At 75.0% G+C, this 24,263-nt stretch carries 20 protein-coding genes and 1 pseudogene; 7 read left to right on the forward strand and 14 right to left on the reverse strand.

Annotated elements, in window-relative coordinates; translation table 11 throughout:
• The first annotated feature begins 232 nt into the window (after nt 1-232).
• The gene (locus tag ACIQKA_RS04765) at nt 233-1,537 is read left to right on the forward strand and encodes a hypothetical protein (RefSeq protein WP_402539973.1); all 1,305 of its coding nucleotides are present in this window, start codon (nt 233-235) and stop codon (nt 1,535-1,537) included.
• A gap of 985 nt (nt 1,538-2,522) precedes the next feature.
• Here ACIQKA_RS04765 and ACIQKA_RS04770 read toward each other — a convergent pair.
• Entirely contained in the window at nt 2,523-5,789 is a 3,267-nt protein-coding gene (locus ACIQKA_RS04770) for a LuxR C-terminal-related transcriptional regulator (protein WP_402539975.1), read from the reverse strand.
• A 563-nt stretch (nt 5,790-6,352) separates the two neighbouring features.
• Between ACIQKA_RS04770 and ACIQKA_RS04775 the strand changes: the two genes are divergently transcribed.
• The gene (locus tag ACIQKA_RS04775) at nt 6,353-7,960 is read left to right on the forward strand and encodes a S8 family serine peptidase (protein ID WP_391093619.1); all 1,608 of its coding nucleotides are present in this window, start codon (nt 6,353-6,355) and stop codon (nt 7,958-7,960) included.
• 140 nt (nt 7,961-8,100) lie between these two features.
• A complete protein-coding gene (locus ACIQKA_RS04780; RefSeq protein WP_383152520.1) occupies nt 8,101-8,448 on the forward strand; it encodes an STAS domain-containing protein in 348 nt (115 codons plus the stop codon).
• Nucleotides 8,449-8,718: 270 nt separating this feature from the next.
• Here the strand turns inward: ACIQKA_RS04780 and ACIQKA_RS04785 are convergent, their stop codons facing one another.
• From ACIQKA_RS04785 to ACIQKA_RS04825, 9 genes are all read right to left on the reverse strand, one after another.
• The gene (locus ACIQKA_RS04785) at nt 8,719-9,075 is read right to left on the reverse strand and encodes an STAS domain-containing protein (RefSeq protein ID WP_402539977.1); all 357 of its coding nucleotides are present in this window, start codon (nt 9,073-9,075) and stop codon (nt 8,719-8,721) included.
• The gene (locus ACIQKA_RS04790; protein ID WP_390106601.1) at nt 9,072-10,157 is read right to left on the reverse strand and encodes a B12-binding domain-containing protein; all 1,086 of its coding nucleotides are present in this window, start codon (nt 10,155-10,157) and stop codon (nt 9,072-9,074) included. The genes ACIQKA_RS04785 and ACIQKA_RS04790 overlap by 4 nt, the downstream gene beginning before the upstream one ends.
• Complete coding sequence (locus ACIQKA_RS04795; RefSeq protein ID WP_402539978.1) at nt 10,154-11,818, reverse strand: PP2C family protein-serine/threonine phosphatase; 1,665 nt, start codon at nt 11,816-11,818, stop codon at nt 10,154-10,156. The genes ACIQKA_RS04790 and ACIQKA_RS04795 overlap by 4 nt, the downstream gene beginning before the upstream one ends.
• A gap of 123 nt (nt 11,819-11,941) precedes the next feature.
• The gene (locus ACIQKA_RS04800) at nt 11,942-13,579 is read right to left on the reverse strand and encodes a SpoIIE family protein phosphatase (RefSeq protein WP_402540250.1); all 1,638 of its coding nucleotides are present in this window, start codon (nt 13,577-13,579) and stop codon (nt 11,942-11,944) included.
• On the reverse strand, nt 13,579-15,399 hold the full coding sequence (locus ACIQKA_RS04805) for an ATP-binding protein (RefSeq protein ID WP_402539979.1): 1,821 nt from the start codon (nt 15,397-15,399) through the stop codon (nt 13,579-13,581). The genes ACIQKA_RS04800 and ACIQKA_RS04805 overlap by 1 nt, the downstream gene beginning before the upstream one ends.
• The gene (locus tag ACIQKA_RS04810; protein WP_391093957.1) at nt 15,396-16,451 is read right to left on the reverse strand and encodes an ATP-binding protein; all 1,056 of its coding nucleotides are present in this window, start codon (nt 16,449-16,451) and stop codon (nt 15,396-15,398) included. Before ACIQKA_RS04810 ends, ACIQKA_RS04805 begins: the two co-directional genes overlap by 4 nt.
• Nucleotides 16,448-16,870 (reverse strand): anti-sigma regulatory factor, encoded by a 423-nt coding sequence (locus ACIQKA_RS04815; RefSeq protein ID WP_383152515.1) that lies wholly within the window; start codon nt 16,868-16,870, stop codon nt 16,448-16,450. The genes ACIQKA_RS04810 and ACIQKA_RS04815 overlap by 4 nt, the downstream gene beginning before the upstream one ends.
• The gene (locus ACIQKA_RS04820) at nt 16,867-17,244 is read right to left on the reverse strand and encodes an STAS domain-containing protein (protein ID WP_383152514.1); all 378 of its coding nucleotides are present in this window, start codon (nt 17,242-17,244) and stop codon (nt 16,867-16,869) included. The genes ACIQKA_RS04815 and ACIQKA_RS04820 overlap by 4 nt, the downstream gene beginning before the upstream one ends.
• A complete protein-coding gene (locus ACIQKA_RS04825; RefSeq protein WP_402539981.1) occupies nt 17,241-18,086 on the reverse strand; it encodes an STAS domain-containing protein in 846 nt (281 codons plus the stop codon). The genes ACIQKA_RS04820 and ACIQKA_RS04825 overlap by 4 nt, the downstream gene beginning before the upstream one ends.
• Nucleotides 18,087-18,359: 273 nt before the next feature.
• On the opposite strand from ACIQKA_RS04825, the gene ACIQKA_RS04830 reads away from it, so the two are divergent.
• The 4 genes from ACIQKA_RS04830 to ACIQKA_RS04845 all read left to right on the forward strand — a co-directional run bounded on the left by ACIQKA_RS04830 (nt 18,360) and on the right by ACIQKA_RS04845 (nt 20,576).
• Nucleotides 18,360-19,247: an SDR family oxidoreductase gene (locus ACIQKA_RS04830; RefSeq protein WP_383152512.1), complete on the forward strand. Its 888-nt coding sequence runs from the start codon at nt 18,360-18,362 to the stop codon at nt 19,245-19,247.
• 85 nt (nt 19,248-19,332) lie between these two features.
• On the forward strand, nt 19,333-19,779 hold the full coding sequence (locus tag ACIQKA_RS04835; protein ID WP_383152511.1) for a hypothetical protein: 447 nt from the start codon (nt 19,333-19,335) through the stop codon (nt 19,777-19,779).
• Between the two features lie 105 nt (nt 19,780-19,884).
• Nucleotides 19,885-20,226, forward strand: a complete 342-nt coding sequence (locus ACIQKA_RS04840) for a VOC family protein (RefSeq protein WP_383152510.1) — start codon at nt 19,885-19,887, stop codon at nt 20,224-20,226.
• A 143-nt stretch (nt 20,227-20,369) separates the two neighbouring features.
• Nucleotides 20,370-20,576 carry a hypothetical protein gene (locus ACIQKA_RS04845; protein WP_383152509.1) on the forward strand — a complete coding sequence of 69 codons (207 nt, stop codon included), beginning with the start codon at nt 20,370-20,372 and terminating at the stop codon, nt 20,574-20,576.
• Nucleotides 20,577-20,651: 75 nt separating this feature from the next.
• Here ACIQKA_RS04845 and ACIQKA_RS04850 read toward each other — a convergent pair whose 3' ends face one another.
• The 4 genes and pseudogenes from ACIQKA_RS04850 to ACIQKA_RS04865 all read right to left on the reverse strand — a co-directional run.
• Complete coding sequence (locus ACIQKA_RS04850; RefSeq protein WP_402539982.1) at nt 20,652-21,086, reverse strand: ATP-binding protein; 435 nt, start codon at nt 21,084-21,086, stop codon at nt 20,652-20,654.
• Nucleotides 21,087-21,233: 147 nt separating this feature from the next.
• The gene (gene katG, locus ACIQKA_RS04855; RefSeq protein WP_383152507.1) at nt 21,234-23,423 is read right to left on the reverse strand and encodes a catalase/peroxidase HPI; all 2,190 of its coding nucleotides are present in this window, start codon (nt 23,421-23,423) and stop codon (nt 21,234-21,236) included.
• A gap of 200 nt (nt 23,424-23,623) precedes the next feature.
• Complete coding sequence (locus ACIQKA_RS04860; RefSeq protein ID WP_391093955.1) at nt 23,624-23,986, reverse strand: DUF952 domain-containing protein; 363 nt, start codon at nt 23,984-23,986, stop codon at nt 23,624-23,626.
• Nucleotides 23,987-24,010: 24 nt separating this feature from the next.
• Nucleotides 24,011-24,253, reverse strand: a pseudogene (locus ACIQKA_RS04865) (LysR family transcriptional regulator); the annotation flags it as partial.
• Nucleotides 24,254-24,263: the final 10 nt, after the last annotated feature.

Genomic DNA, 24,263 nt, shown 5'->3' on the forward strand with positions numbered 1-24,263 from the left:
CGGGACGACCTCTTTCACCGGATCGCGGAAGGAGCCGGCGTCGGGCCGACTGCCGCGCGGAATCGTCTTCTCCGCCCGGCAGACGGTGACGACCGCCCCGGCGGAGGCGTCACAGGAGTGCGGACGGGCCACGGCCGCGCCCGCCCCCCGGAAGGAGCACCCCCGCTCGCGCGCGCGGAGGAACGGAGGTCGGCTGGGACCGGGGGCGACCGTCACGAACGAGGAGGCGCCGGTGCCGGACGACGCACCGGCCGCGCGGGCCGGCGGGGACGCGGAACTCCAGGAGCTCCGCGCCCGGGTGGCGACGCTCGAGGCCGACCGGACGCACCGCCCGCCGAAGCACCGCGCGCGGTCCTTCCCAGCCGTCGTCCTGATCGTCCTCGGCTGTGTGCTCGCGCCCCTAGGGATCGTCGCCGCCTGGGCGGCGGACGTGGTGGGCGACACCGACCGCTACGTGGAGACCGTCGCCCCGCTCGCCTCGGACCCGGCCGTCCAGGACGCCGTCGCCGACCGGGCCACCGAGGCGCTCATGACGCGCATCGACCTGTCGGCCCTGCTGTCCGGCGCCGCCCCCGAGGAACGGCCGCGCCTGGAGAAGGCGCTGGGCGGCCTGGGCGACTCCCTGGAAGGAGCGGTCCGCAGCTTCGTGCGCGAGAAGGCGCGGGAGGTCACCGGCTCGGACGCCTTCGAGGCCGTCTGGACGGAGGCCAACCGCGAGGTCCACGCCTCCGTGGACAAGGCCCTCACGGGGAGCGGCGGCGGTGCGGTCCGGCTGGAGGACGACACGGTCACCCTCGACCTCGCCCCCGTCGTCGAGCGGGTGAAGCAGCGGCTCGTGGACGAGGGCATGGGGTTCGCCGCGCGGATCCCGGAGATCCACACCGACTTCACGCTCGTCCGGTCCGACGGCGTCGGCAAGGTCAAGAACGGCGTACGGCTCCTCCAGATCGTCGGCGACCGGCTGCCGGTCCTCGCGGTCCTCCTGGTGGCCGGCGGCGTCCTCCTCGCCCGGCGACGGCGCAGGGCCCTGGTCGCCGGGGCCCTGGCGGTGGCCGTCGCGACGGGACTGCTCGGCATCGGGCTGCGCGTCCTCCGCGCGTTCTACCTCGACGCCCTGCCCGCCGGGGTCTCCCCGGAGGCCGCCGGGGCGGTCTACGACGCCCTGACCCGGCCGCTCCACACCGTGGTCAGGGCGGCCGTCGCCCTGGGCGTCGTCGTGGCCCTGGCCGCCTGGCTCACCGGGCGGGGCCGGCGCGCCCGTCTCGTCAGGGGCGTGTGGACCTCGGGCGTCGGCGCGGCCCGCGCCACGGCCGACGGCTTCGGCCTGCGCACGGGACCGGTAGGACCCTTCGTCCGCCGGCACCGCACCTGGATCGTCCGGGTCCTGGTGACCGCGGCGCTCGCCGCCTGTGTCCTCTGGCCGTACCCCACCGGCTGGGTGGTGGTCGGCCTCGGGCTCGCGCTGCTCCTCGCCCTCGCGGTGGTGGAGTTCCTGGCCGCCGACGCGCCCGCCGGGTCCCCGCCGCCTTCGGCGTGAGCCCGCGGGCCCGTCCGGAACGGCCTCACCGGCGAGCGCGCTCTCCCGCGCGACGGCCGGACCCCGCTCGGACGGCACCCGGGGCAGCACGGCGGCGGCCCGGGCGCCGGGCTCGGCGACGGCCTCCCACGCCTCCTCGAAGCCGTGGCGCAGCAGGGCGTGCAACAGCTCCCGCCACGCCCTCCACTTCGCCGGCCGACCCGCGTACTCCTCCCGCCAGGCGCGCAGCAGCCGTTCCGTCTCGTCGGGCGCGAGCCCGTCCCGCCGCTCCGGCGCGACCGCGAACCGGGTCGCGGCGGAGAGGACCGGGGGGCCGCGCAGCCGCTCGTGGAGCCACGCGGCCCCGGCGGGGGACAGCGGCCGGTACGCGAAGGAGAGGGCGGAGCGGTCCACCGGCTCGTCGAGCGCGTCCGGGAACCGGCGCACGCCGCCGGGGTCCGCCGGATCGGGCAGGCCCGTCTCGTCCCGGCGGGTGGTCCGGTCCAGACCGAAGGCGCCCCCCGGCCCGTTGTCGACGATCCGGAAGCCGGCGGGACCCGCGCCGAGCCCGGCGGCGACGGTGCCGTGGTCGCCGCCCCCGTGCAGCAGCAGTTCGCCCGTCAGGGCGTCGGAGCGGTCGAAGGCCCGCCGGTGGGACTGCCAGTGCCGGTACGCGAAGGAGACCGGGGCCGGCAGGCCGCGCACCGCGGCGAGTTCGGCGGCGTCCTCGTGGCCGTCGGACTGGGTGAAGCGGCTCCGGGGCGGCGGCGGGAGCGCGAGGAACCCGTCGCCGCCGAGTCCGCGCCACCGGGCCGTGAGCGCGGCGAGGTCCGAGCGCCGCCGCGCGGTGCGACGGCCGTCCGTGCCGCTGCCGGGGTCGTCCACGTGCCGCTCCCCGTGCTTCCGGGCCCGTCCGTCGGAGGCGGTCCCTCCGTCCGCGCTCCACCCCGCCACGGGGGTCCGACGCTCCTTCCGGGCGGATCTCCGGGAGGCTCCGGCGGAGCGGCTACCGCCGACGCGGCTCCGCCCCGCCGTCCCCCCACCCCGCCAGGGCGATGTCGGTCCTGGAGGAGGCGTTCAGCTTCCGCATGATGCGGGCCACGTGGTGCTCCACGGTCCGGGTGGAGAGGACCAGGCTCTCGGCGATGTCCTTGTTGGCGCGCCCCTGGACGACCAGCCGGGCCACCTCCTGCTCGCGCGGGGACAGCTGGTCGCCGTAGCCGAGCCGGCCGCGGCGGTGGGTGGTGACGATGTCGTGGCGGCGCAGCAGCCGCCGGCAGCGGGCCACGTCCCAGCGGGCGTCGAGGCGCCGATAGGCCTCGGCCACGTCCCGGACCTCGTCGGCCGCGGCCTCTCCGCGCAGGCCGAGCAGGCAGCGGCCCCGGGCCTCCGCCGCGCGGGCCGCGTCGAAGGGGCGGCCGAGCAGCCGCCACCGCGCCTCCGCGTCGGCCAGCAGTCCGACGGCCTCGTCCGGACGGTCCCCGGCCTCGGCGAGCAGCGCCCGGCACACGGTCAGGGCGGCCCGCGCGGCGGGCGCGTCGCTGTCGGCGGTCCCGGCCGCGAAGTCGGCGACGAGCCGGTGGGCCCGCGCGGTCTGCCCGCTGCCGTGCAGGGCCTCCACGGCGACGGGCAGCACCTCCCCGGCCCACACCCAGCCACCGGTCCGTTCGAGGCGGTGCAGCACCTCCTCCACGGCCTCGCACGCCTGCCCGGGCCGTCCGGCCTCCAGGTGGACGCGGGCCGTGGCGGCGGCGGAGGCGGTGAGGATGAGACCGGTGTCGTAGCGGGTGGTGCGGGCGGCCTCCGCCAGGTCGTGGCGGGCCCGGGGGACGTCGCCGAGCACGTGCAGCGCGGTCAGCCCCCGGACCAGCGTGGCCTCGGAGGTCAGGTCGGGTATCTCCCGGTAGAGCCGGGCGGTGCGGTCGGCCGCCGCGTGCAGGCCCTGCCAGCGGCCCTCGTGCCAGGCGAGCACCAGACGGGCGGTCTGGACGAGCCCCTCCAGGTAGGGGCTGCTGGTGTCGGCGAGCCCGTCGGAGGCCCGGTCGAGGAACTCCCGGGCCCGCGCGCCGTATCCGAGGGCGCTGGACGCGTGCGCCAGGTTGGTCCAGCCCCGGGCGTGGTGCGCGGCCTCCATCGCGGACCCGGCCGGGCCGCGCAGCGCCTCGGCGGCGGTCCAGGCCCGGGGGTCGCCGAGCAGCATCAGGGCGGTGGCGCGGTTGGCGGCCACGGCGGCCCGGGCGACCGGATCGGTGACCCGGTCGGCGAGCGCCTCGCCGCGCTCCAGCCACTCCCGGTGGCGGTCGACGGGCCAGCCCTTGATGGAAGGGATGGCGGCGACCGCCATGGCGCGGGCGGCGGTCTGCGGGTCGGACGCCTCCAGGTCGGGGACGGCGCGGGCGACCTCGTTGAGGCTGTCGAGCGCCCCTCCGCTCTGGTTGCGCAGGACGACGCTCAGGTGCAGCCGGATCTCGCCGCGCAGCCGGGGCGGCGGATCGTCCTCGTCGAGGACCCGCCGCACCGCGGCCACCACCGGCTCGCCCGCGCGGGCCAGTTGCGCGGTGCGGGCCAGCTTCGCGGCGGTGCGGATCCGGCCCTCCGCGCGGGGGTCCTCGGCGACGGCCCGGGTGTAGAGGCTGGTGGCGGTGGCGTAGTCGCCGCCGGCGGCGGCCCGGTCGGCCGCCGCGACGAGGCAGCGCAGGGCCTCGCGCACCCGTCCGGCCGCCGCGTACAGCCGGGCGAGGTCGGCCAGCGGCGGCGGCCCTCCGCCGTTCCGGCGCAGGGCCCGGGCGGCGCGCAGGCCCAGCCGGGCGAGCCGGGGCCCGGAGAGGAGCGCCAGCGCGGCCCGGCGGTCCAGCGGGTGCCGGAAGGCGGGGCGGGGCCCGTCGGCCCGCAGCACGGACCGGCGCACGCAGGCGTCCACGGCCTCCTCGGCCCGCTCGGGCGCGAGGTCCGCCACCTCGGCGAGCACGCCGACGGGCACCGCGAGTCCGAGGACGGCCGCCGCCTCGACGATCCGCCGGGCGTCCGCGCCGAGCGGGGCGCACCGCCGGGCCAGCTCCCGCCGCACCCGGACGGGCACCCCGACCGCGCGCACGGCGGCGCACACAGGCCCCACCGCCCGAGGCCCCGTCACCCAGTCGTCCCCGCCGTCCGGGTGGCCCGCCGCCGGGGAACTCGCCGCCCCGCCGGCCCACGACACCGCGGCCAGGCCGTCCTCACCGGCCCGGAGGCCCCCCGCCCGGTCGTCCCCGCCCGCCCACGGACCGGCTGCCTGTCCGCCCCCGTCCGACCCGGCCCCCGCCTCCCGTCCGGCCCGGCCCGCCGTCCACGCCCCCACCGGGCCGTCGGTCCCGTCCCTCCGGCCGGAGCCGTCCTCCCGCAGCCGTTCCCCGGCGCTCCGCAGCAACTCCCCGGCGGCTCCGGGGAATCCGCCGGCCAGTTCGTGCACGAGCGCGGTCAGCTCCTCCCGTTCGTCCGTCTGCCCCGGCCGGTGCGCGTCGAGCCAGCGGCGGACGAACTCGCCCGTCTCCCCGGGCGTCCAGGGCCGTACGCCGATCTCCTCGACCCGTACGTCCGCCGGGGCGCGGACGCCGAGGACCGGCGGCCCGGCCGTGGTGTCCTCGGTGGCGACGAGGCGCAGTCCGGCCGGCATCGCGTCCGTCAGGCGGTGGAGCAGGGCGAGGGTCGCGGGGTCCGCCCGGTGGACGTCCTCCACGACCAGGACGACGTCCCCGAGCGACGCGAGGAGCGCCCCGATCGCGCGCGGCAGCAGCCCGCGTCGCACCTCCGGATCGGCCGCCGCGGCGGGCGGGTCCGGCAGCCGATCGGCCAGTTCCGGCACGAGCAGGCCGACGGCCCCGGTCACCGCGGGCAGCGGCCGGTCGGGGAGCCGGGGCCGGTACGGGAGCCCGGCCAGCGCGTCGGCGACGGGCCCGAGCGGCACCGCGTCCGCCGTGTCGGGGCACGTCCCGCGCAGCTGCGTCCACCGCGCGAACTCCGCCCGGCCGAGCACCTCGTCCACCAGCCGGGACGCCCCCGTCCCCGCCTCTCCCCGTACGACGGTGAGGCCCGGTCCCGCCCGCAGCGCCTCCCGCAGCCGCCGCCGCTCCGCGGTCCGCCCGACGAACCCGCCCCCGCCGGCCGTCTCTTCGCCGGGCCCCGGGGGACGGGGATCCGCGGGGAAGGGCCCCGTAGGGAAGGGATCCGTGCCGGAGGAATCCGTACCACGGGGCCCCGCACCGCAGGACTCCGTACCGGAGGAACGTCTCTCCACGGCTCCGCCTCTCGCCGACCACTCGCCCGGAAGACCTCGCGCACCGCCGGGGCCGCCCGTTGGGCAGGTGGTCTACCCTCCGGACGGCCGATGTCGCAATAGGGGTCCACCACCTACGGAATGCGGGCGCCCGCCCCGACCGTCCGCCCCCACTCTTTGGGTAGCGCTACGGATTGCTGCGTTCCTCCCGCCTGACCGAAGCTCTGGGCGGTCCGGCGACGCCGTCCCGCACACCGCGGTCCCCAGCCGGCGGAGGTGCGGGGACGGCCGCACCCCACGCGGTCGTCCGGCGTGACCGGACCCGTGCCGTACGGAGCCGACTCCGTGCGGCGCGCCACCCCACCCCCCACCGTCGTGGGCGCCGACACCCGAAGGCGCCCGCACGACCGCCACGACCGGGCGATTGTCATGATCCCGACAGGGAGCGCGTCCCGGTGCGCCGGCGGTCCCCCTCCGGACACGCGCCTCCCACCACCGACGGAGCGTGTCCGGAGCCCAACCGGGGCGACGGGTGCCGCCCTCCGGGCCCGAGCCGGGCCCGGACACCTCTCAAGGGAGAAACCATGGAGTTCGACGCTCGCGTCCTTCGGCGCCTGCTCGCCGTCGGCGCCAGTGCCGCCCTGCTCGCCGGGGCCGCCTCGACCGCCGGGGCCACGGCCGCCCCCGTACCGCCGAGCGGCGGCGAGGGCCGCATCGTCGGCGCGGACCGCCCCGGCGCGGTCGACGGCTCCTACATCGTCACCTTCAAGGACTCGGTCGCCCGCGCCGACGTGCCCGCCTCCGCGAAGGCACTGGCCAAGCGCCACGCGGGCAGCCTGCGCTACACCTACACCGCCGCCCTGCGCGGCTTCGCGGTGAAGATGACCGAGAGCGAGGCTAAGGAGCTGGCCGCCGACCCGTCGGTGGCCCGGGTGGAGGCCGACGCGGTGGCGTACGCCGTCGACACCCAGCCCAACCCGCCCTCCTGGGGCCTGGACCGCGTCGACCAGCGCGACCTGCCGATCGACAACAGCTACACCTACGGCACCACCGCCTCCCAGGTGAACGCGTACATCGTGGACACCGGCATCCGCATGAGCCACCGCGACTTCGGCGGACGCGCCGTCAGCGGCTACGACTTCATCGACAACGACTCCAACGCCTCCGACTGCCAGGGCCACGGCACCCACGTCGCCGGCACCGTCGGCGGCGGCTCGTACGGCGTCGCCAAGGGCGTCAAGCTGATCGGCGTCCGGGTCCTGAACTGCCAGGGCACCTCCGGCGACACCTGGGCGCCGGTCCTCGCGGGCATCGACTGGGTCACCAAGAACGCCAAGAAGCCGGCCGTGGCCAACATGAGCATCGGCGGCGGCAAGACCCAGTCCGTGAACGACGCCGTGGCGTCCTCCATCGCCTCCGGCGTCACCTGGGTCGTGGCGGCCGGAAACAACAACGCCGACTCGTGTTCCTACTCCCCGTCCTCCACCCCGTCCGCCATCACGGTCGGCGCCACCAACAGCCGGGACGCCCGCGCCACCGGCTGGAACAACGGCCAGGGCTCCAACTACGGCTCCTGCCTGGACATCTTCGCCCCCGGTGACAGCATCGTCTCCACGTCCAACTCCGGCGACACCGCCTCCCAGTCGATGAGCGGCACCTCCATGGCCGCCCCGCACGTCGCCGGCGCCGCCGCCCTGCTGCTCGCCGCCAACCCGACCTGGACCCCGGCCCAGGTCCGCGACAAGCTGGTCGCCGACGCCACCTCCGGCAAGGTCACCGACCCCCGCACCGGCTCCCCGAACAAGCTCCTCTACACGGGCACCGGCAGCACCACCCCGCCGCCCACCGGCAGCAAGTTCGAGAACACCGACGACGTGCAGATCCGCGACAACGCCACCGTGGAGTCGCCGATCACCGTCACCGGCGTCGCCGGCAACGCCCCCGCGAACCTGGCCGTCACCGTCGACGTCCGCCACACCTTCCGCGGCGACCTGAAGGTCGAGCTGGTCGCCCCCGACGGCGGCGCGTTCGTCCTGAAGAACTACAACTCCTCCGACAGCGCCGACCACGTCCAGGGCACGTTCACGGTCGACGCCTCCGCCAAGGCCGCCGACGGCACCTGGAAGCTCCGCGTCACCGACAACTGGGTCAACGACACCGGCTACGTCAACGCCTGGTCGCTCCAGTTCTGATCCCGCACCGCACCACCCGCACCACCCGCACCACCCCGCACCGCCCGCGCCCCCGGAGCAGCACGGCTCCGGGGGCGCGGCCGTCGGACGATCCGAGGGGCAGGTGGCGCGGCGGCGTTCGCCGATGTGAGGATGACCGCATGCATGCGGTCCCCGAGAGAAAAGTGCGTTTCACCAGCCACGAGCAGGTGTTCGTCATCACGATGCACGGCGAGATGGATCACGACGACGCGGAGGACGTCGAGGCGGCCTGGGCGGCCTCCGTCGAGGCGGCCTCCCCGATGACGGCGGTGGACCTCTCCCGGGTCACCTTCGCCGACAGCATGCTCCTCAACGCGCTGCTCGAAGCCCGGCGCCGCCACGAGGCGGACGGGCGCGAGCTGGTGCTGATCGGCCCCCTGCACTCCGCGGTGCGGCGGCTCCTGGACGTCAGCGGGACCCTCGGCCACTTCCGGGTCGTCAGCACGGGCCCCTCTCCGGCCAGCTGAGGCCCGTGACCCGACGGAGGAGAGCCATGGCCGCCCCGTTCGACGACCCGACCCCACCGGCCCCGGCGGGCTCCTCCTCGAACTGCCGCCCGAGGGCTCCCTGCTGAGCATCACCGTCCGCGACGGCTCACCCCGCCCGCCGGTCCTCCGGGAAGAGGACGCCCGCCGTGCCGGGGGCCACGGCCTCCGGCTGGTCGGCCTGCTGCGCGAACAACTCGCCCACCAGGGCGTGGAGACGGGCAAGGAGGTCGTCGCCCGTCTCCGCCTCCGTCAGTCCGCGGGCTGACCGGCCGCCGGGCCGGTGAGGTGCTCCAGGACGTTGGTGATCCGGAGCATGCGCTCCAGGAAGTCAGGGCGGTTGTCCAGGTACAGGGTGGCGCCGACGGCACCGGCCCGGCGGTGGACGAGCAGCAGGGCGGACAGGCCCGAGGAGTCGATGTGCGTCAGCTCCGCGAAGTCGAGGCGCACGCCCCGTGGCGGCGGCCCGTCCTCCGCCAGCTCCCCGGTGACCGCGTCGACCAGTTCGTCACAGGTGTCGTAGTCGAGGTCGCCGCTCACGCGCACGTGCAGCGAGCCGGGCTCGCGGACGACGCCGAGGGCGAACTCGGTGGAGGCGAAGTCGTTCATGGGCGGGTGCCGGGGCCGGGGACGGTACGGACGGAGTGCTCGCCCAGGGCCGCCGCGCCCCGCTCGATCGCGCGCACCGCGCGGGGGAAGTCGCGCAACTGGCCGGCCAGGACGTCCAGGCCGGCCACGAGGGAGCGGGTGGGCACGCGGCGGGCCCGGAGGATGTCGGCGGTCCAGACGAGGAACGTGGCGAACAGCTCGGGGTCGTCGACGTAGAGGGCGGTGGTCAGGAAGTCGACGATGTGCGCGATGTCCTCCGCCGTGCGCTCGCGCTGGAGGTCGCCGTAGGCGCGCATCGGCGGGAAACGGTCCTCCAGGTCGACCAGGGTCTGCTTGACCAGCCGGTGCCGGGAGCGGACGACCATCGTGTACTCCTGGTCGGCCAGGTGCGGCAGGTCGTCCACCGCGTGCCGGCCGGCCGACACGTCGGGCCGGGGCATGCCCTCGTCCAGGACCGCGAGCGCGCCGCGCGCGTCGGGGGCCCACCGGTCGGCGCGCAGCGTGCGCGCGTACCGCCCGTCGGGGCCGAAGGCGCGCCCGCCCGCCAGGACCGGGACGCCCACGGCCTGGCAGGCGGTGATCGCGGCGTGGGCGGCCGGCAGGTGGGTCGGGATCGACCCGGACAGGAGGACGGCGTCGGGGTCGCTCCGGTGCAGATGGGCCACCAGGTGCGGGGTCGGGGTCTGCGCCCCGAGGTAGTCGACCCGCCAGCCGTGCAGGGAGAGCACCTCGGCGACGAGGCGGGCGGGGAAGGCGTGCCACTCGCCGTCGACGCAGCCGACCGTGACGCGGCCCCGCGGGGGCACGGCGCGACCGGCGTCGCGGCGGTGCGCCAGGGAGGCGACGATCCGCTCGTTGATGGCGGTGACGGCGTGCTCCTGCGCCACGGTGATGCGGTCGGCGGCCCATTCGACGCCGACCTTCGCCTGGACCGGCGCGAGCACGTCGAGGAGCAGGGCCTCCTCCGGCACGCCCGCGGCGAGCGCCTCGTGCACGACGGAGGCGGCGGCGGGCTCGTCACCCTCCACCGCTGCCGTCCACAGCCGTTCCACCACCGTGTCCGTCGCGGTGGCCTGTCTCACGTGTTCCTCCCGCCGTACCGGCCGTATCCGCCGCCCGTGGTGAGCGTCGAGGCCCTGGGGGCCGTGATCGCCACGACGGCCATGTCGTCGTGCCGGCCTTCGCGGAGCCATTGCGCGGCCAGCATCTGTATCCGCTCCACGACCGCTTCCGCCTGCATGCCCGCGCACTCGGCCAGCGCCCTCTTCAGGCGCTCGGTGCCCAGGAACCCGTCCCCGAGGGGGCCGCCCCGCGCCTCGACGATGCCGTCGGTGTAGAGCAGGCACGTCTCGCCGGGGGCGAGCACGGTCTCCACGGTGCGGGCCTCGACGGTCGGCAGGGCGCCGACCAGGGTGCCGCGGGTGGCGATCTCCTCCACCGTCCCGTCGGCGCGGGCGATGAGCGGGGGCAGGTGCCCGGCACCGGTCACCCGCAGGCGCGTCCGGCCGTCCCGGTGCTGCACGGAGACGAGCACGAGCGTGGCGAATCGGGTGTGGTGCGAGGAGAGCAGCGCGCCGTTGAGCAGGTTCAGGACCCGCTGGTGGTCCTCGGCCAGCGGGAGCAGGGCGTGCAGGGTGTTGCGGATCTTTCCGGTCAGGACCGCCGCGTCCAGGCCCTTGCCCGCGACGTCGCCCAGGACGACGAGGGTCTCCCCGGAGGGGTCGGCGCCGGGGTGGACGTCGTAGAAGTCCCCGCCGACCCGTTCGTGGTCCTTCGAGGCGCGGTAGCCGCCGGCGTACTCGACCCCGTGGACGTGGCGCAGCACCGGCGGCAGCAGCTCGTTCATCAGCGTGGCGGTGATGGCGGCCTGCTCGGTGTAGAGCCGGGCGGCGGACAGGGCGGCTCCGGCGCGCGCCGCGAACAGGCGTGCGAAGACCTCCTCGTTCTCGCTGAAGGCCCGTTCGGTGCCGGAACGCAGCAGGATCAGCGCCCCGGCGGGCACCCCGTGGCCGGGGAGCGGGGTGACGATGACGGAACCGACCGGCGCGGTGAAGCCCTCGGGGATCACCCAGTCGGGGAGGTCGGCGGGGTCGATCCAGCGCGCCGGCACGGGCGGGAAGCCCTGAAGGGCCTCGGTCAGCCCGGGCACGGCGGAGACGTCGACCTGCCGGACGGACTGGGTGACGGGGCCGCCCCGGCGGGCGAAGGTCAGCGAGTGGCGCCGGCCCTGGGGCGGCGCCACGAGGACGGCGGCCTCGGCCAGGTGCTCCGCGGCCATCGAGGAGGCCACCTCCATACAGCGCCGCACGTTCAGTGTGGACAGCAGGGAACCGGAGACCTCGGCGAGGACCTCGGAGCGCGTCTGCACGTCGGCCAGGGCCGTTTCGGCGAAACGCCGATCGGTCTCGTCGACCAGCCACCACACCACGTCGCCGTCGTCGCCCGTGGTCGGGTGCGCCTCGACGAGGCGGTCGCGGATGCGCCCGGTCAGCGGGCCCGTCCGGGTGTCCGACAGGCCGTCGCAGATGCGCCGGTGGGCGTCCGCCAGCCAGGACGGCACCCGTTCGTGCAGCCAGTCGCCGCTCGCGGCACCGGGCAGCAGGAGCTGTGCGGCCCCGTTGATCCGCACGAGACCGCCGTGCCGGTCCACGACCAGTACGGGATAGGGGGCCTCGATCCACGTGGCGCCGAGCTGGACGCCGGTACCGGGCGGACGGGCGGGGGAACTGCGGGAAGCAGACACAAACGGAGGCACGCGTGACGCGCGCCCCACCACCTTCCTGCTATGGACGACAGTTGTCCTGGGGCAACCGTCTCGCACTCGTCCCCGGGATCGCAACCCGCCGGGCACATGCGCATACAAGCCTCACAATATGTGAGATCGCCCACCGCCGGTCAAACGCACCGCCATCAGCGCGATGTCGTCCTCTCCGTTGGGCGGGAACGCCTCCAGGAGGCCGTCGCAGATCCTCTCCACGTCCGCCGGAAGGGCCCCGAGCGCGCGTTCGAGACGTTCGAGGGAGAGCCCCAGGTTCTCGTTGCGGCGTTCGACCAGGCCGTCGGTGGTCATGACGATGATGGAGCCGGGCGGCGCGGCCACCTCGGTGCTCACCGGATGGGGGAGGCCTATGCCCAGGAGCGGTCCGTGCTCCTCGACGGACCGGACGCTCCCGTCCGGAGCGCGCAGCAGCGGCGGCAGGTGGCCGGCGTTGGCGATGTGCAGCAGACCGGTGGCCTCGTCGATGAAGACGATGCACAGGGTGAGAGTGAGCCGCGCCCCGACGGCCGCCAGGAGGTGGTCGAGGCGCCCGAGGATGTCGTGGGGCGGATGCCCCTCGATGGCGTAGGCGCGCAGGGCATGGCGCATCTGCCCCATGAGCATGGCGGCGTCCAGGGAGTGCCCGGCGACGTCCCCGACGGCGAGCAGCAGGCCTCCCCGCGTCGGAAGGGCCTCGTAGAAGTCGCCGCCGATCTCCGCGTGGTCGCTGGCCGGCAGATAGCGCACCGCCAGGTCGGCGAGGTGCGAATCCGGCAGCGTCTCGGGCAGGAAGCTCCGCTGGAGGGTCAGCGCCAGGTCGTGCTCCTCGGTGTAGCTCCGCAGCGCCTCCAGGGCGAGGGCGCACGCCTGGGCGAGCTGGGCGAGGAGCTGCTCGTCGTCGGGCGTCGCGACCGCCTCCGCCGGGACCGCGAGGCACACCGGCTGCCGACCGGGCTTGGCGCGCGCCACCGCCGCGGCGAGCCTGCCGGGAGACACGGGGCCGGGCGGGAGACCGGGCCACTCGTGGGAGTGGACCGTGGCGAGCCGCGTCCCGGTGCGGTCCCCCAGCTCGTGGTACGCGGGCAGTTCGCGGGCGTCGAGCTGCACGTCGGCGACCGCGTCCGGTGGGGCCTTCCCGCTCGTTTCGGCGCACATCGCCGAGGCCGGCTCCCCGTGCGGGGAGATGATCGCCGCCACGGCGGGGGCTCCCAGGACGATGGCGGCGCCCCTGGCGGCCGCCCGGGCGACCCCGGCGGCGCTGTCCGCGCTGTAGAGGAGCAGGGTCGCCTCGTTCAGGTGCAGCAGGCGGTCCGCGAGACGCTCGGCCCGGCGGCGCGCCCGCGCGTAGCGCAGGGTCGCCGTGACGGTGGCGAGGAGCTCGTCCGGGGCGATGGGCTCCGTCAGGTAGGCGTCCGCACCCCGGTTGAGACCCTGGGTGCGGTCGTCGACGGTGATGGCGGACGCCGAGACGTGCAGGACCGGAAGGGCCGCCGTCGCGGGATCCGCCTTGATGCGCTCGCAGACCTCGAAACCGGTCATGTCGGGCAGCCGCACGTCGATGACGGCCACCTCCGGCAGGGCCTCGGCGCCCTTGAGCAGCGCGAGCGCCCCGGTGCCGTCCTCCGCCTCCACGACGGTGTGGCCCGCGCGGGACAGCGTGGTCCTCAGGACGTAGCGGTTGGTCGGGTTGTCGTCGACGATCAGGACGCGCGCGGGCGAGTGGTCGGACGGTGTCTGGCCTGCGATCACGGTGTGGCTTCTCCGGGCGTGTGCTGCTCGCCGGCCCTCGCCGGAGGAGTGCGGTCGGGCCCGGCCGGGTCGAGGGCCAGGGCCAGGGCGATGCGTTCGGGCGTCAGGTGCGTCTTGCCCAGGACGGCCCGCGCGTGGGTGAGCCGGGAGCGGTCCACGTCACCGGGGTCGGTCGAGGTCAGGACCACGACCGGGATGTGCGCGGTCTCCGGGTCGCGGGCCAGGACCTGGAGGAGCACGTACCCGTCGGGGGCCGGCATCGCCAGGTCGATCAGGACCGCGTCGGGCCGCTCCGCGCGGATGACGTCGAGGGCCCGCGAACTGACCGACACCTCCGTCACCTTCCGCGCGACCCGGCCCAGTACGGGCCGCAGCAGCTCGACGAAGGTCGGGTCGTCGTCCACGACGACCAGCGAATCCGCACGGACGCCGTCGGCGCCGGGCGACGGCGCGTCCGGGTCCGGACGGGCCGGGATCTCGACCCGGACCCTGGTCCCCGTGCCCGGTTCGCTGGTCAGCGTGAGGACGCCGCCGAGCAGGCCGGTCAGCCTCCGGGCGTAGGGCAGGCCCAGGCCGGTGCCCGGCTGCCCCCGCTGGTGGGTGCCCAGGACCTGGTAGAACTCCTCGAAGACGCGGTCCTGCTGGTCCGCGGCGATCCCGATGCCGGTGTCGGTGGTGGTGAAGACGAACCAGGGGCGGCCCGCCCGCTCCTCGGTCCCGACCGTGAGGCGGACCTCGCCGGCCGTGGTGAACTTCAGGCCGTTGGACAGCAGGTTGCGCAGGACGCGGGTGAGCATGACCTCGTCGGTGACGAGCTCCGGCACGTCCTCGACGTCGGGGATGTCGAGGCGTACCCCGTCGCGGGCCATGCCGCGCAGCGTCCCGCGCAGCTGGTGCAGCAGGGTCCGCAGGTCGGTGCGGACCAGATGGGGTTCGAGCCGCCCCGACTCGGCCTTGGCCACGTCCAGGAGCTCCTCGACCAGGGCGAGGAGCGTGCTGCCGGAGCCGGCGATGAGGGACATCTGCTGGCGCTGCTCCTCGGTCAGCGGGTCGGCGTCGGGCGCGAGCAGGAGGCGGGCGAGCGCGATGACCGAGTTGACCGGGGCCCGCAGCTCGTGGCTCACGTTGGCCCAGAAACGCGTCTTGGCCTCGCTCGCCAGACGCAGCTGCCGGGTCTTGTCCTCCAGCTCGGCGTAGAGGGCCACCACGCCCGTGTTGGTCTCCTCCAGCTCGGCGGACAGCTCGCTGTAGAGGGCGACCACCCCCTGGTTGGTCTCCTCCAGCTCGGCGTTCAGCCGCTGCAGCTCCTCCTGCTGGGCCCTCGACTCCTCCAGCGCCTGGAGCAGCTGGCGGTTCTGGATCCGCAGCTCCTCGCCCATGCTGAGGTCGCCCGAGTCGCGGAGCGCCGCACGGGCGCGCTCCGCCCGCTGCCCGGGATACCCCTGGGAGGCGGGCAGCCGCTGGCCCACCGTCAACGCGTGGTCCCCGGCCGACGCCTCGTACCGGCAGTGGTCCAGGAGTCGCTCGGCGGCGTCGAGCGCGTCGCGGCCGGGCGTGCGGGGCCCGCTCCAGGTGAAGCGGGCCCGGAAGAGCTCGGCTTCCCGGAGGGGGCTCTCCACCCACAGGTCCGCACGCAGCCCCGGAGCTCCCAGGAGATCACGTCCCACCTCGCTCAGTACCGTCACCACTCGCACTAGTTCGTGGCCCTCCAGACCCAGGGCACGGCACACCAACTGTCCCCGCCTGCGCAGTTCAAACCCGTCGCGCTCGACGGCCAGCGGAAGGACGCAGAGACTGTCGGTGTGCCCCTGTCTCATCGACGGGCCGCCCGGGCGACGACGATGCCGGCGTCGTCGCGGCGCACTCCCGCCTGGCCGAGGAGCTGGGCCGCGACGACGGCCGGCTGCCGGGCGAACAGACCGGGGAGGCCGGCCGGCGACCACCGGTCGCTCAGGCCGTCGGAGTGCATCACGAGGACCGCGCCGGGTTCCAGGGCGGTCCGGAAGGTCCGGAGCGCGGGCAGCTGGTGGCCCACGATCCCGGGAAGGGACAGCAGGGTGACGCGCTTCTCGCCGCCGACGACGAAGGCGCTGATGTTGCCCACCCCGCAGTGCTCGACGATCCCCCGGGAGAAGTCGGCCCGGGCGACCGTGACCGCCGCGCCCCGGCTGCCCCGCAGCTCCGCGTGGAGGGTCCGCACGACGTCCTGGGGGCTCCCCTGGCCGCCCGTCCGGAAGGCGGCCCGCGCGCGCTCGCCGGCGAGCGCCGCCATCGGGCCGTGCCCCAGCCCGTCGCACATCATCACCGTGACCGCCCGCGCGCCGTCGGGGCCGTGCTCGGTGCGCGCGGCCCAGGTGTCCCCGCAGACCTCCTCACCGCTGATCGGGCGGGTCAGACCGGCGACCTCGGGCTCGTCCGCGCAGGGGAGCGGGCCGGGGTCGTCGCCCTCCCAGAACCGCGCGAGCAGGGCCGTACCGCGACCGGGCAGGGAGTGGACGTCGAAGACGCCGGCGAACCGCGCGATCGCCCCCATCCCCACGCCCAGGGTGCCGCTCCCGGACACGCCGTCCACGAGCGCGCTGCCCACGTCGGCCATGCCCGGACCGCTGTCCACGGAGAGGAGTTCGAGGGCGGCCCGGCCCCGCAGGGTGGTCACCCGCAGGGCCAGCGCGCCGTCCCGGGCGTGCTTCTGCAGATTGGTGGCCGCCTCGGTCACGGCGAGCTCGATCTCGGCCACGCGGACCGGATCCATGCCGATGCGCCGGGCCAGCCGCGCGGCTTCCCGCCGGGCGGCCGCGGCGACGGCGACGTCGAGGCGCAGCCACACGACGTCCTCGGCCTCGATCTCGTAACCGGTCACCGGGTTCACCGTGCCCACTTCAGCACCGTCACCGTGGTTCCGGCGCCCGGCGCCGAGTCCAGCTCGAACTCGTCGACCAGGCGCCGGGCACCGCTGAGCCCCAGGCCCATGCCGCTGCCCGACGTCCAGCCGTCGGTCAGCGCCTGCTCGATGTCCGGGATGCCGGGACCGGTGTCCGAGAAGCTCACCCACACGCCGACGCGCGCCACGTCGCGGACGATGACCGCGTGCGCCGTGCCGCCCCCGCCGTAGATGAGCGTGTTGCGACCCAGCTCACTGGCGGCCGTGACCAGTTTGGTCTGGTTGACCAGGGAAAGACCGGCCTGCTGGGCGAGGACGCGCACCGCCTGGCGGGCCTTGACGACGTCGCCGCTGGACCGGATCTCCACTTCCTCGCGGGAGGCCTCGTCGGCCGGATACTCCTTCACCGGCGTGCCGGAGGAGCGTCCTGCGCCCGGCGCAGGTAGCCAAGGCCGAGTTCGAGGTTGAGCGCCGTGCGGACGCCGCCCAGCGAGAGCCCCAGCTCCACCAGGGTCATGGCGACGGCCGGGCGCATGCCGACGACGACGGTCTCCGCGCCGAGGACGCGGGAGATGGCGGCCGTGGTGGCCAGCATGCGTCCCACGAACGAGTCGACGATCTCCAGGGCCGAGATGTCGATGACCACGCCGCGGGCGCCGGTCGCGACGATCTGCTGGGAGAGGTCGTCCTGGAGGTCGAGGACCATCTGGTCCTCCAGGTCCACCTGGATCGAGACCAGGAGGATGTCGCCGATCTTCAGGACCGGTACGCGGTCGCTCACAGCAGACCCGCCGGACGGGCCGCGGCGGCCTTGTCGATCTCCGCAAGGGCGTGGCGCAGGGCGTCGGCCAGGGTCGCCTTCGTCGGGATGTCGCCGAACTCGATCCCCAGGGCCACGATGGTCTGCGCGATCTGGGGCCGGATGCCGGAGATGGTGCACTCCGCGCCCATCATCCGCGCCGCGACGACGGTCTTGAGGAGGTGCTGCGCGACCTGGGTGTCGACGGCCGGCACACCGGTGATGTCGATGATCGCGTGCGCCGAGTTGGAGTCCACGAGGGCCTGGAGCAGCTTCTCCATGACCACCTGCGTGCGCGCGGAGTCGAGCGTGCCGACGAGCGGCACTCCCACCACGCCGTCCCACAGCTTCACCACGGGGGTCGACAGCTCCAGGAGCTGCTGGGACTGCGTGGAGATGATCTCCTCGCGGGTCCGGGCGTACTCCTCGACCGTGAACAGACCGAGGTCGTCGAGGAGCCGGGAGAACTGGAGGTAGGCGCGCACGTCCTCGACGGACCCGCCGAGGAAGGGCTCCAGGACCTCCTTGAGCGCGAAGACGCTCACGGCGGTCTCGGTCGGGGTGAACCCCTGCCGGGCCCGGGTGCGCGACAGCTCGACCAGAAGGCTGCGCACGACGCCGAACCCGTCGCCGCGGCCGACCAGCCCGCCCTGCGAGACGGCCTCGGTGATCGCGTCGTACAGCTCGCCGAGCTCCCGGCCGAGCTCCGCGCCGCTCACGCGCCCGCGCAACGAGACTCCGACGGTCTGCTCCCACTGCGCCACCAGCTCGGCCCGCCGCGTGGTCAGCAGCTCCAGCAACCGCTTCGAGTCCTCGTTGTCCATGAGTCTTCCCCTCACCAGGTCCTGCCGTCCGAAAATCCGTCCCGACGATACGTCACCGGCCGGAGGCGTCGCTTCACACCCCTCCCGGCCTCCGCACCCCTGGCAACGCGTGCCCCCGATCCCCGTTCTCACACCTGCGCGGAGAAAATCCGAACGGTGCGGCAATCGGCGCAGTCGGAGGGCGGCCCGCGGGGCCCGGTGGTGCCATGGGGGACGAGCCCGCGACCGGCGGGGAGGAGAACCGGGAAGGCCCGACCCAGCGCTTGGAGGAACATGTCGCACGACAACCCCCTGCGGGGGCGGACGGCGGTCGTGACGGGCGCGGCACGCGGCCTGGGGGCCGGCCTCGCCAGGGACCTGGCGGGCCGGGGCATGCGGATCGCCCTGCTCGGCCGGGAGCGCGAGACCCTGGAACGGGTGGCGCGGGAACTGCCCGCGGGCAGCCGGTGCTACGAGGTCGACGTGACGGACGACGACCTCATGGAGCGGACGGCCCGCCGGGTGACCCGCGACCTGGGCGAGCCCTCCGTCGTGATCGCCAACGCGGGCGTCGCCGAGGGCGGCCCGTTCACCGCGTCCGACCCGAGGACGTGGAACCGCGTCGTCGAGGTCAACCTCATGGGCAGCGCCACCACGGCCAGGGTGTTCCTGCCCGGCCTGCTCGCCTCGCGCGGGTACTTCCTCCAGGTGGCCTCGACCGCCGCCTTCGGATCGGCCCCCATGATGAGCGCCTACTGCGCCTCGAAGGCGGGGGTCGAGTCCTTCGCCCAGTCGCTGCGCGCGGAGTGCGCCCACCGGGGCGTCGCGGTCGGCATCGCGTACCTGCACTGGACGGACACCGACATGGTGCGGGACGTGGACGCCCACGACGTCCTGCGGGAGCTCCGCGCCCACATGCCGCGCCCCGCGCGCAAGGTGTACCCCGTGGAGAAGGTGGCGTCGTGGCTGGCCGAGGCGGTCCGCCGCCGCTCCGCCACCGTCTACGCGCCGCCCTGGCTGCGCCTCGTGCAGCCCGTCCGCCCCCTCCTGCCCGCGCTCGTGGCGTGGTCCTCGGCCAGGACCCTGCCCCGCCTGGAGGAGAAGGGCGCCCTGCGCCCCACGGGTCTGCTCGGGCCCGGCGGCCTCGCGGCGGGGGAGGGCCCGGACCGCGGCGGCCGTTGATCCGCCGCCCCGCGGGTTGACCCGGCCGGGCCACGTGCGGTCCGGCCGGGTGTGCCCCTCCCGGACCGGGGGCAGAGGGTGGGGCATGGACAACGATGATGATCACCGGGGCCGCCGCGTGCGGCCCGAGAACGTCGACGACCTCACCGTGGAGGCGCTGGGCTCGCTCTCCAAGGCCCTGGAGACCACCGAGCGGGCCCGCGGCCACCTGTACTCCTTCCACCAGCTGACCGGCACCGCCGACCTGGAGCTCGACAGGGCGGTGGCGCTGCTGAGGAGGGCCGGCCACGGGAAGTGGGCCGACCTCGTCGAACGGGAGGTCCTCGGCCGCAACGTCATCCCGGGCCGCTGGACGTACCAGGTCGTCGAGGACTACGACCGGACGTACTACGAGCCGTTCAAGGCGCTCGAACGCGACGCCGTCTCCGACCTCGCCGACGGCCGCGGCCACCTCCACGAGGCCGAGATGAAGGAGCGCCGCCGCACGCACGGCCACCGCGACCACACCGCCACCCCCGAGGAGACCGGCTAGGAACCCGCCCGGCCCCGCTCCCGGAGAGACGGACCGGGGCCCCTCCCCGTCCCCGGACGCACCGGTCCACCGGCCGGAGCGCGTCACCGGACCTATCCTGGCCCCATGGCCGTCGATCTTTTCGCAGGCGTCCCCGTGGAGGACTACGCGGCGGCGCTGAGCTGGTACGAGCGCCTGTTCGGCGCCCCTCCGGCGTTCCTCCCGAACGACGTGGAGGCCGTCTGGGCGCTCGCGGAACACCTCTACGTCTACATCGAGCACCGGCCCGGGCGGGCCGGCGGCGCCTTCCACACGGTCTTCGTCGACGACCTCGACGCCCGCGTGGCCGGGATCACCGCGCGCGGACTGGCCCCCGCCGACCGCGAGACCTACGCGAACGGCGTGCGCAAGGTCACGTACGAGGACGCGGACGGGAACCGGATCGGGTTCGGGGGCGCTCCGCTCTGACCGCGGCCCCGCGCGCCTTCCGACGGCCGCGGGCGCCCGCGCCGTCCGCCGGTTCCCCGTACGGACGGCCCCCTGTCCGTACGGGGAGTTTCGGGGCACACGTACGGGAACGGCCGATGGGCGGCCGGACAGGAGGAGCAGCCATGGCAGAGGCATCCCGACCCGTTCCGGCGGCAGACGAGGCCCGGGCGGCCCTGGAGGACGTGTCCGATCCCGCCGCGAGGGCGGTGGTCCTGGCCCTGCTGGCGGTCCGCGACGAGCTGAGGACCGTGTCCGAGCGGGAGAGCCGTGTGGACGCGCGGCTGAAGCAGATGAACCAGTACCTCGGGGCCCTCGCCAACAAGCCCTGACACGAGGGGGCCGGGCGGACCGCCCCGTGGGGGACGGCCCGCCCGGCCACCGGCCGGCTACCGGCCACCGCCCGCCTACCGCCCGGCGTCGGCGACCGGGTCCTCGTCGGCCGGGGGCACGGTGGGGCGGAAGCACGCCGTGACCGTCTTGCCGTGCCGCTGGCAGCGCATGCTCCACTCGTCGGCGAGGGCCCGCACGATGCTCACGCCCCGCCCCGAGACCGCGCCCTCGGCCGCATCGCGGGGGCGGGGCAGCGCCGGGTCCTCGTCGTGGACGCTGATGTGGAGGCAGTCGCCGTCCCAGGTGAGCACGAGCTGCGCGTCGCTGTGCGCGTGGATGTGGGCGTTGGTGAGCAGTTCGGAGACGGCGAGGACCACGGAGTCCACCGTCTCGGGCTCCGCCGCGGTCCACGACAGGGAGGCGAGCTGGTCCCGCGTCCACTGCCGACCGGCCCGCACACCCCCGGACACGGGAAACGAGTGCGCCCACCCCATCGCCTTGACCGTCACGCTCTTCACTCCTTCGAGGGCCGCCCGCATCGTCCGTACGGGACCCGGATACCCGGCAATCGCCCCGGCAGACACGGCGGACCCCGCGGCCCGTCCCGGCCGGCCGGAGAGCGGCCGGCCGGGACGGGCCGGTACGGGGCGAGGGGCTCAGGCGAGGTCGAACCGGTCGAGGTTCATCACCTTGTCCCACGCCGCCACGAAGTCCCGCACGAACTTCTCGCCCGCGTCCGCGGAGGCGTAGACCTCCGCGAGGGCGCGCAGCTGGGAGTGCGCGCCGAAGACGAGGTCGACGGGGGTGGCGGTCCACTTGAGCTCGCCCGACGCACGGTCGCGGCCCTCGAAGACGTTCTCCTCGGTGGCCGACGTCTTCCACTCCGTGCCCATGTCGAGCAGGTTGACGAAGAAGTCGGTGGTCAGCGCCTCGGGCCGGTGGGTGAACCGGCCGTGGCGGGACCCCGCGAAGCCGGTGTCCAGAACCCGCATGCCGCCGACGAGCACCGTCATCTCGGGGGCCGTCAGCGTCAGCAGGTTGGCACGGTCGAGGAGGTGGGTCTCCGGCGACAGCTTCTCGCCGCCCCGGAGGTAGTTGCGGAACCCGTCCGCCCTGGGTTCGAGCACGGCGAACGCCTCCACGTCCGTCTGCTCCTGCGAGGCGTCCGTGCGGCCCGGCGCGAACGGGACCGTGACGTCGTGCCCGGCGTTCCGCGCGGCCTGCTCGACGGCCGCGCAGCCGCCCAGGACGATCAGGTCGGCGAGCGAGATCCGCTTCCCGTCGCCCTGCGAGCCGTCGAATTCCTCCCGGATCCGCTCCAGGGCCTCCACGGTCCCGGCGACCTCGGGCAGGGCGTTGACCTCCCAGTCCTTCTGCGGCGCGAGCCGGATCCGGGCCCCGTTGGCCCCGCCGCGTTTGTCGGTGCCGCGGAAGCTCGCCGCCGCCGCCCACGCGGTGGTGACCAGCTGGGGCAGGGACAGGCCCGAGTCGAGGATCCGGCGCTTGAGGGCGGCGACGTCCTCGTCCGAGACCGGCTCGTGGTCGACGGCGGGGACGGGGTCCTGCCACAGCTGCGGCTCGGGGATCCAGGGGCCCAGGTAGCGGGAGAGGGGACCCATGTCACGGTGCAGCAGCTTGTACCAGGCCTTGGCGAACGCCTCCGCGAGCTGGTCCGGGTTCTCGTGGAAGCGCTTCGTGATCGGCCCGTAGACCGGGTCCAGCCGCAGCGCGAGGTCCGTCGTCAGCATGATCGGGGCGTGCTTCCGCGACGGGTCGTGGGCGTCGGGCACGGTGTCCTTCGCCGACGCGTCCGTGGGCGTCCACTGCTTCGCGCCGGCCGGGCTCGTCGTCAGCTCCCACTCGTACCCGTACAGGTTGTCCAGGAAGCCGTTGTCCCACTTCGTCGGCCGGGAGGTCCACGCCCCCTCCAGACCGCTGGTGAGCGCGTCGGCGCCCTTGCCGGTGCCGTACGTGTTCCGCCAGCCGAGGGCCTGCTGCTCGAAGGGGGCGGCCTCGGGCTCCGGGCCGATGTACGAGGGGTCGACCGCGCCGTGGCACTTGCCGAACGTGTGGCCGCCGACGATCAGCGCCGCCGTCTCCTCGTCGTTCATCGCCATGCGGCCGAACGTCTCCCGGATGTCCCGGGCGGCGGCCAGCGGGTCGGGATCTCCGTTGGGGCCTTCGGGATTGACGTAGATCAGGCCCATCTGCACGGCGCCGAAGGGTCCGGTGAGCTCCCTGTCGCCGCTGTAGCGCTCGTCCCCGAGCCAGGTGTCCTCGGGTCCCCAGAAGATCTCCTCCGGCTCCCAGATGTCCTCCCGCCCGAAGGCGAAGCCGAAGGTCTCGAACCCCATGGACTCCATGGCGCAGTTGCCGGCGAAGACGAGGAGGTCGGCCCAGGAGATCTTCCGGCCGTACTTCTGCTTGACCGGCCACAGCAGCCGGCGCGCCTTGTCGAGGCTCGCGTTGTCCGGCCAGCTGTTGAGGGGCGCGAAGCGCTGGGCGCCGGAACCGCCGCCGCCCCGGCCGTCGGCGATGCGGTACGTCCCGGCGGCGTGCCAGCTCATCCGGATGAAGAGCGGCCCGTAGTGGCCGTAGTCGGCGGGCCACCAGTCCTGCGAGGCCGTCATCACCTCGAAGACGTCCCGCTTCAGCGCGTCGAGGTCCAGGGTGGCGAACTCCGCCGCGTAGTCGAAGTCCCCGCCCATCGGATCGGACAGGGGCGAGTGCTGGTGGAGCACCTGGAGGTCCAGCTGGTTGGGCCACCAGTCCCGGTTCGTCCGGGGCCGGGTGGGGGTCGGGGTGGGGGCGGGGATCGCCGGGTTCTCGCTTTCGCTGCCGGACACGTCCGTCCTTCTTCCTGTCTCGGTGTTCTTGCGTCGAGCACTGCGACCCGCGCCCGTCACGCGCCGTGGCGCCCGCCGGCCGGAATCGCCCGACCGGACCCACGGGGTGGGGAGCTCGTGTCGGCGTCCGTATGCTCGCGCACCGCGGGCCGCGCGGCGGAGAGAACACGCAGGGCGTCCGCAGCGTCATTCCCACGGCTTCATTCCCGCGGCGCCGTTCCCGTGGCCCGGCCGCTCCCGTCCCAGGTGATCTCCAGGATCCGTTCGACGGCCCCGCGGTCGAGCGGTCCGAACACGTGCGGGAAGAGGGTCCCCCCGGGGACCCCCGGGGGCGGCGCGGGATCGGCCGCCTCCCACTCCGTCCTGGCGGACAGCCGGTCCTCGTCGAGGACGAGCGCCAGGAGCGGCCCGGGGGAGGAGCGGTAGAAGGCGTTGACGACGGCGAGCGCGGTCGCCTCGTCGGGCGCGCAGTGGACGAACCCCTCCTCGGCCAGGGACGCGGGCGCGTACGGCCGCTCCGGACAAGCGGACCACTCGGCGAGGGGAACGACGTGGTAGATCATGCTCCGGTTATACCGTTCGTGGGGCGCGGCCCCGTCCCCGGTCGCGGCGACGAGCGGGTCGAGCGGGGCCGCGACGCGGGCCGCGAGGTCGTCCGCGACGGCGGTCGGGGCGACGCCGCGCGGCAGCCGCTCGAAGCGCTCCCGGCCCGTCTGCCGCTCCGGAGAACGGATCCGGCCGGTCACCGTGGGCCGCGAAGGGCCCAGGAGCCCGGCGGCGGTGAACGAGCCGGAGCGGTACACCGCCAGGAACGTGCGCACCGGGTTCAGGTCCGTCGGG

It is taken from the genome of Streptomyces sp. NPDC092045, from assembly GCF_044756005.1.
In the GTDB taxonomy this organism is placed as follows: domain Bacteria; phylum Actinomycetota; class Actinomycetes; order Streptomycetales; family Streptomycetaceae; genus Streptomyces.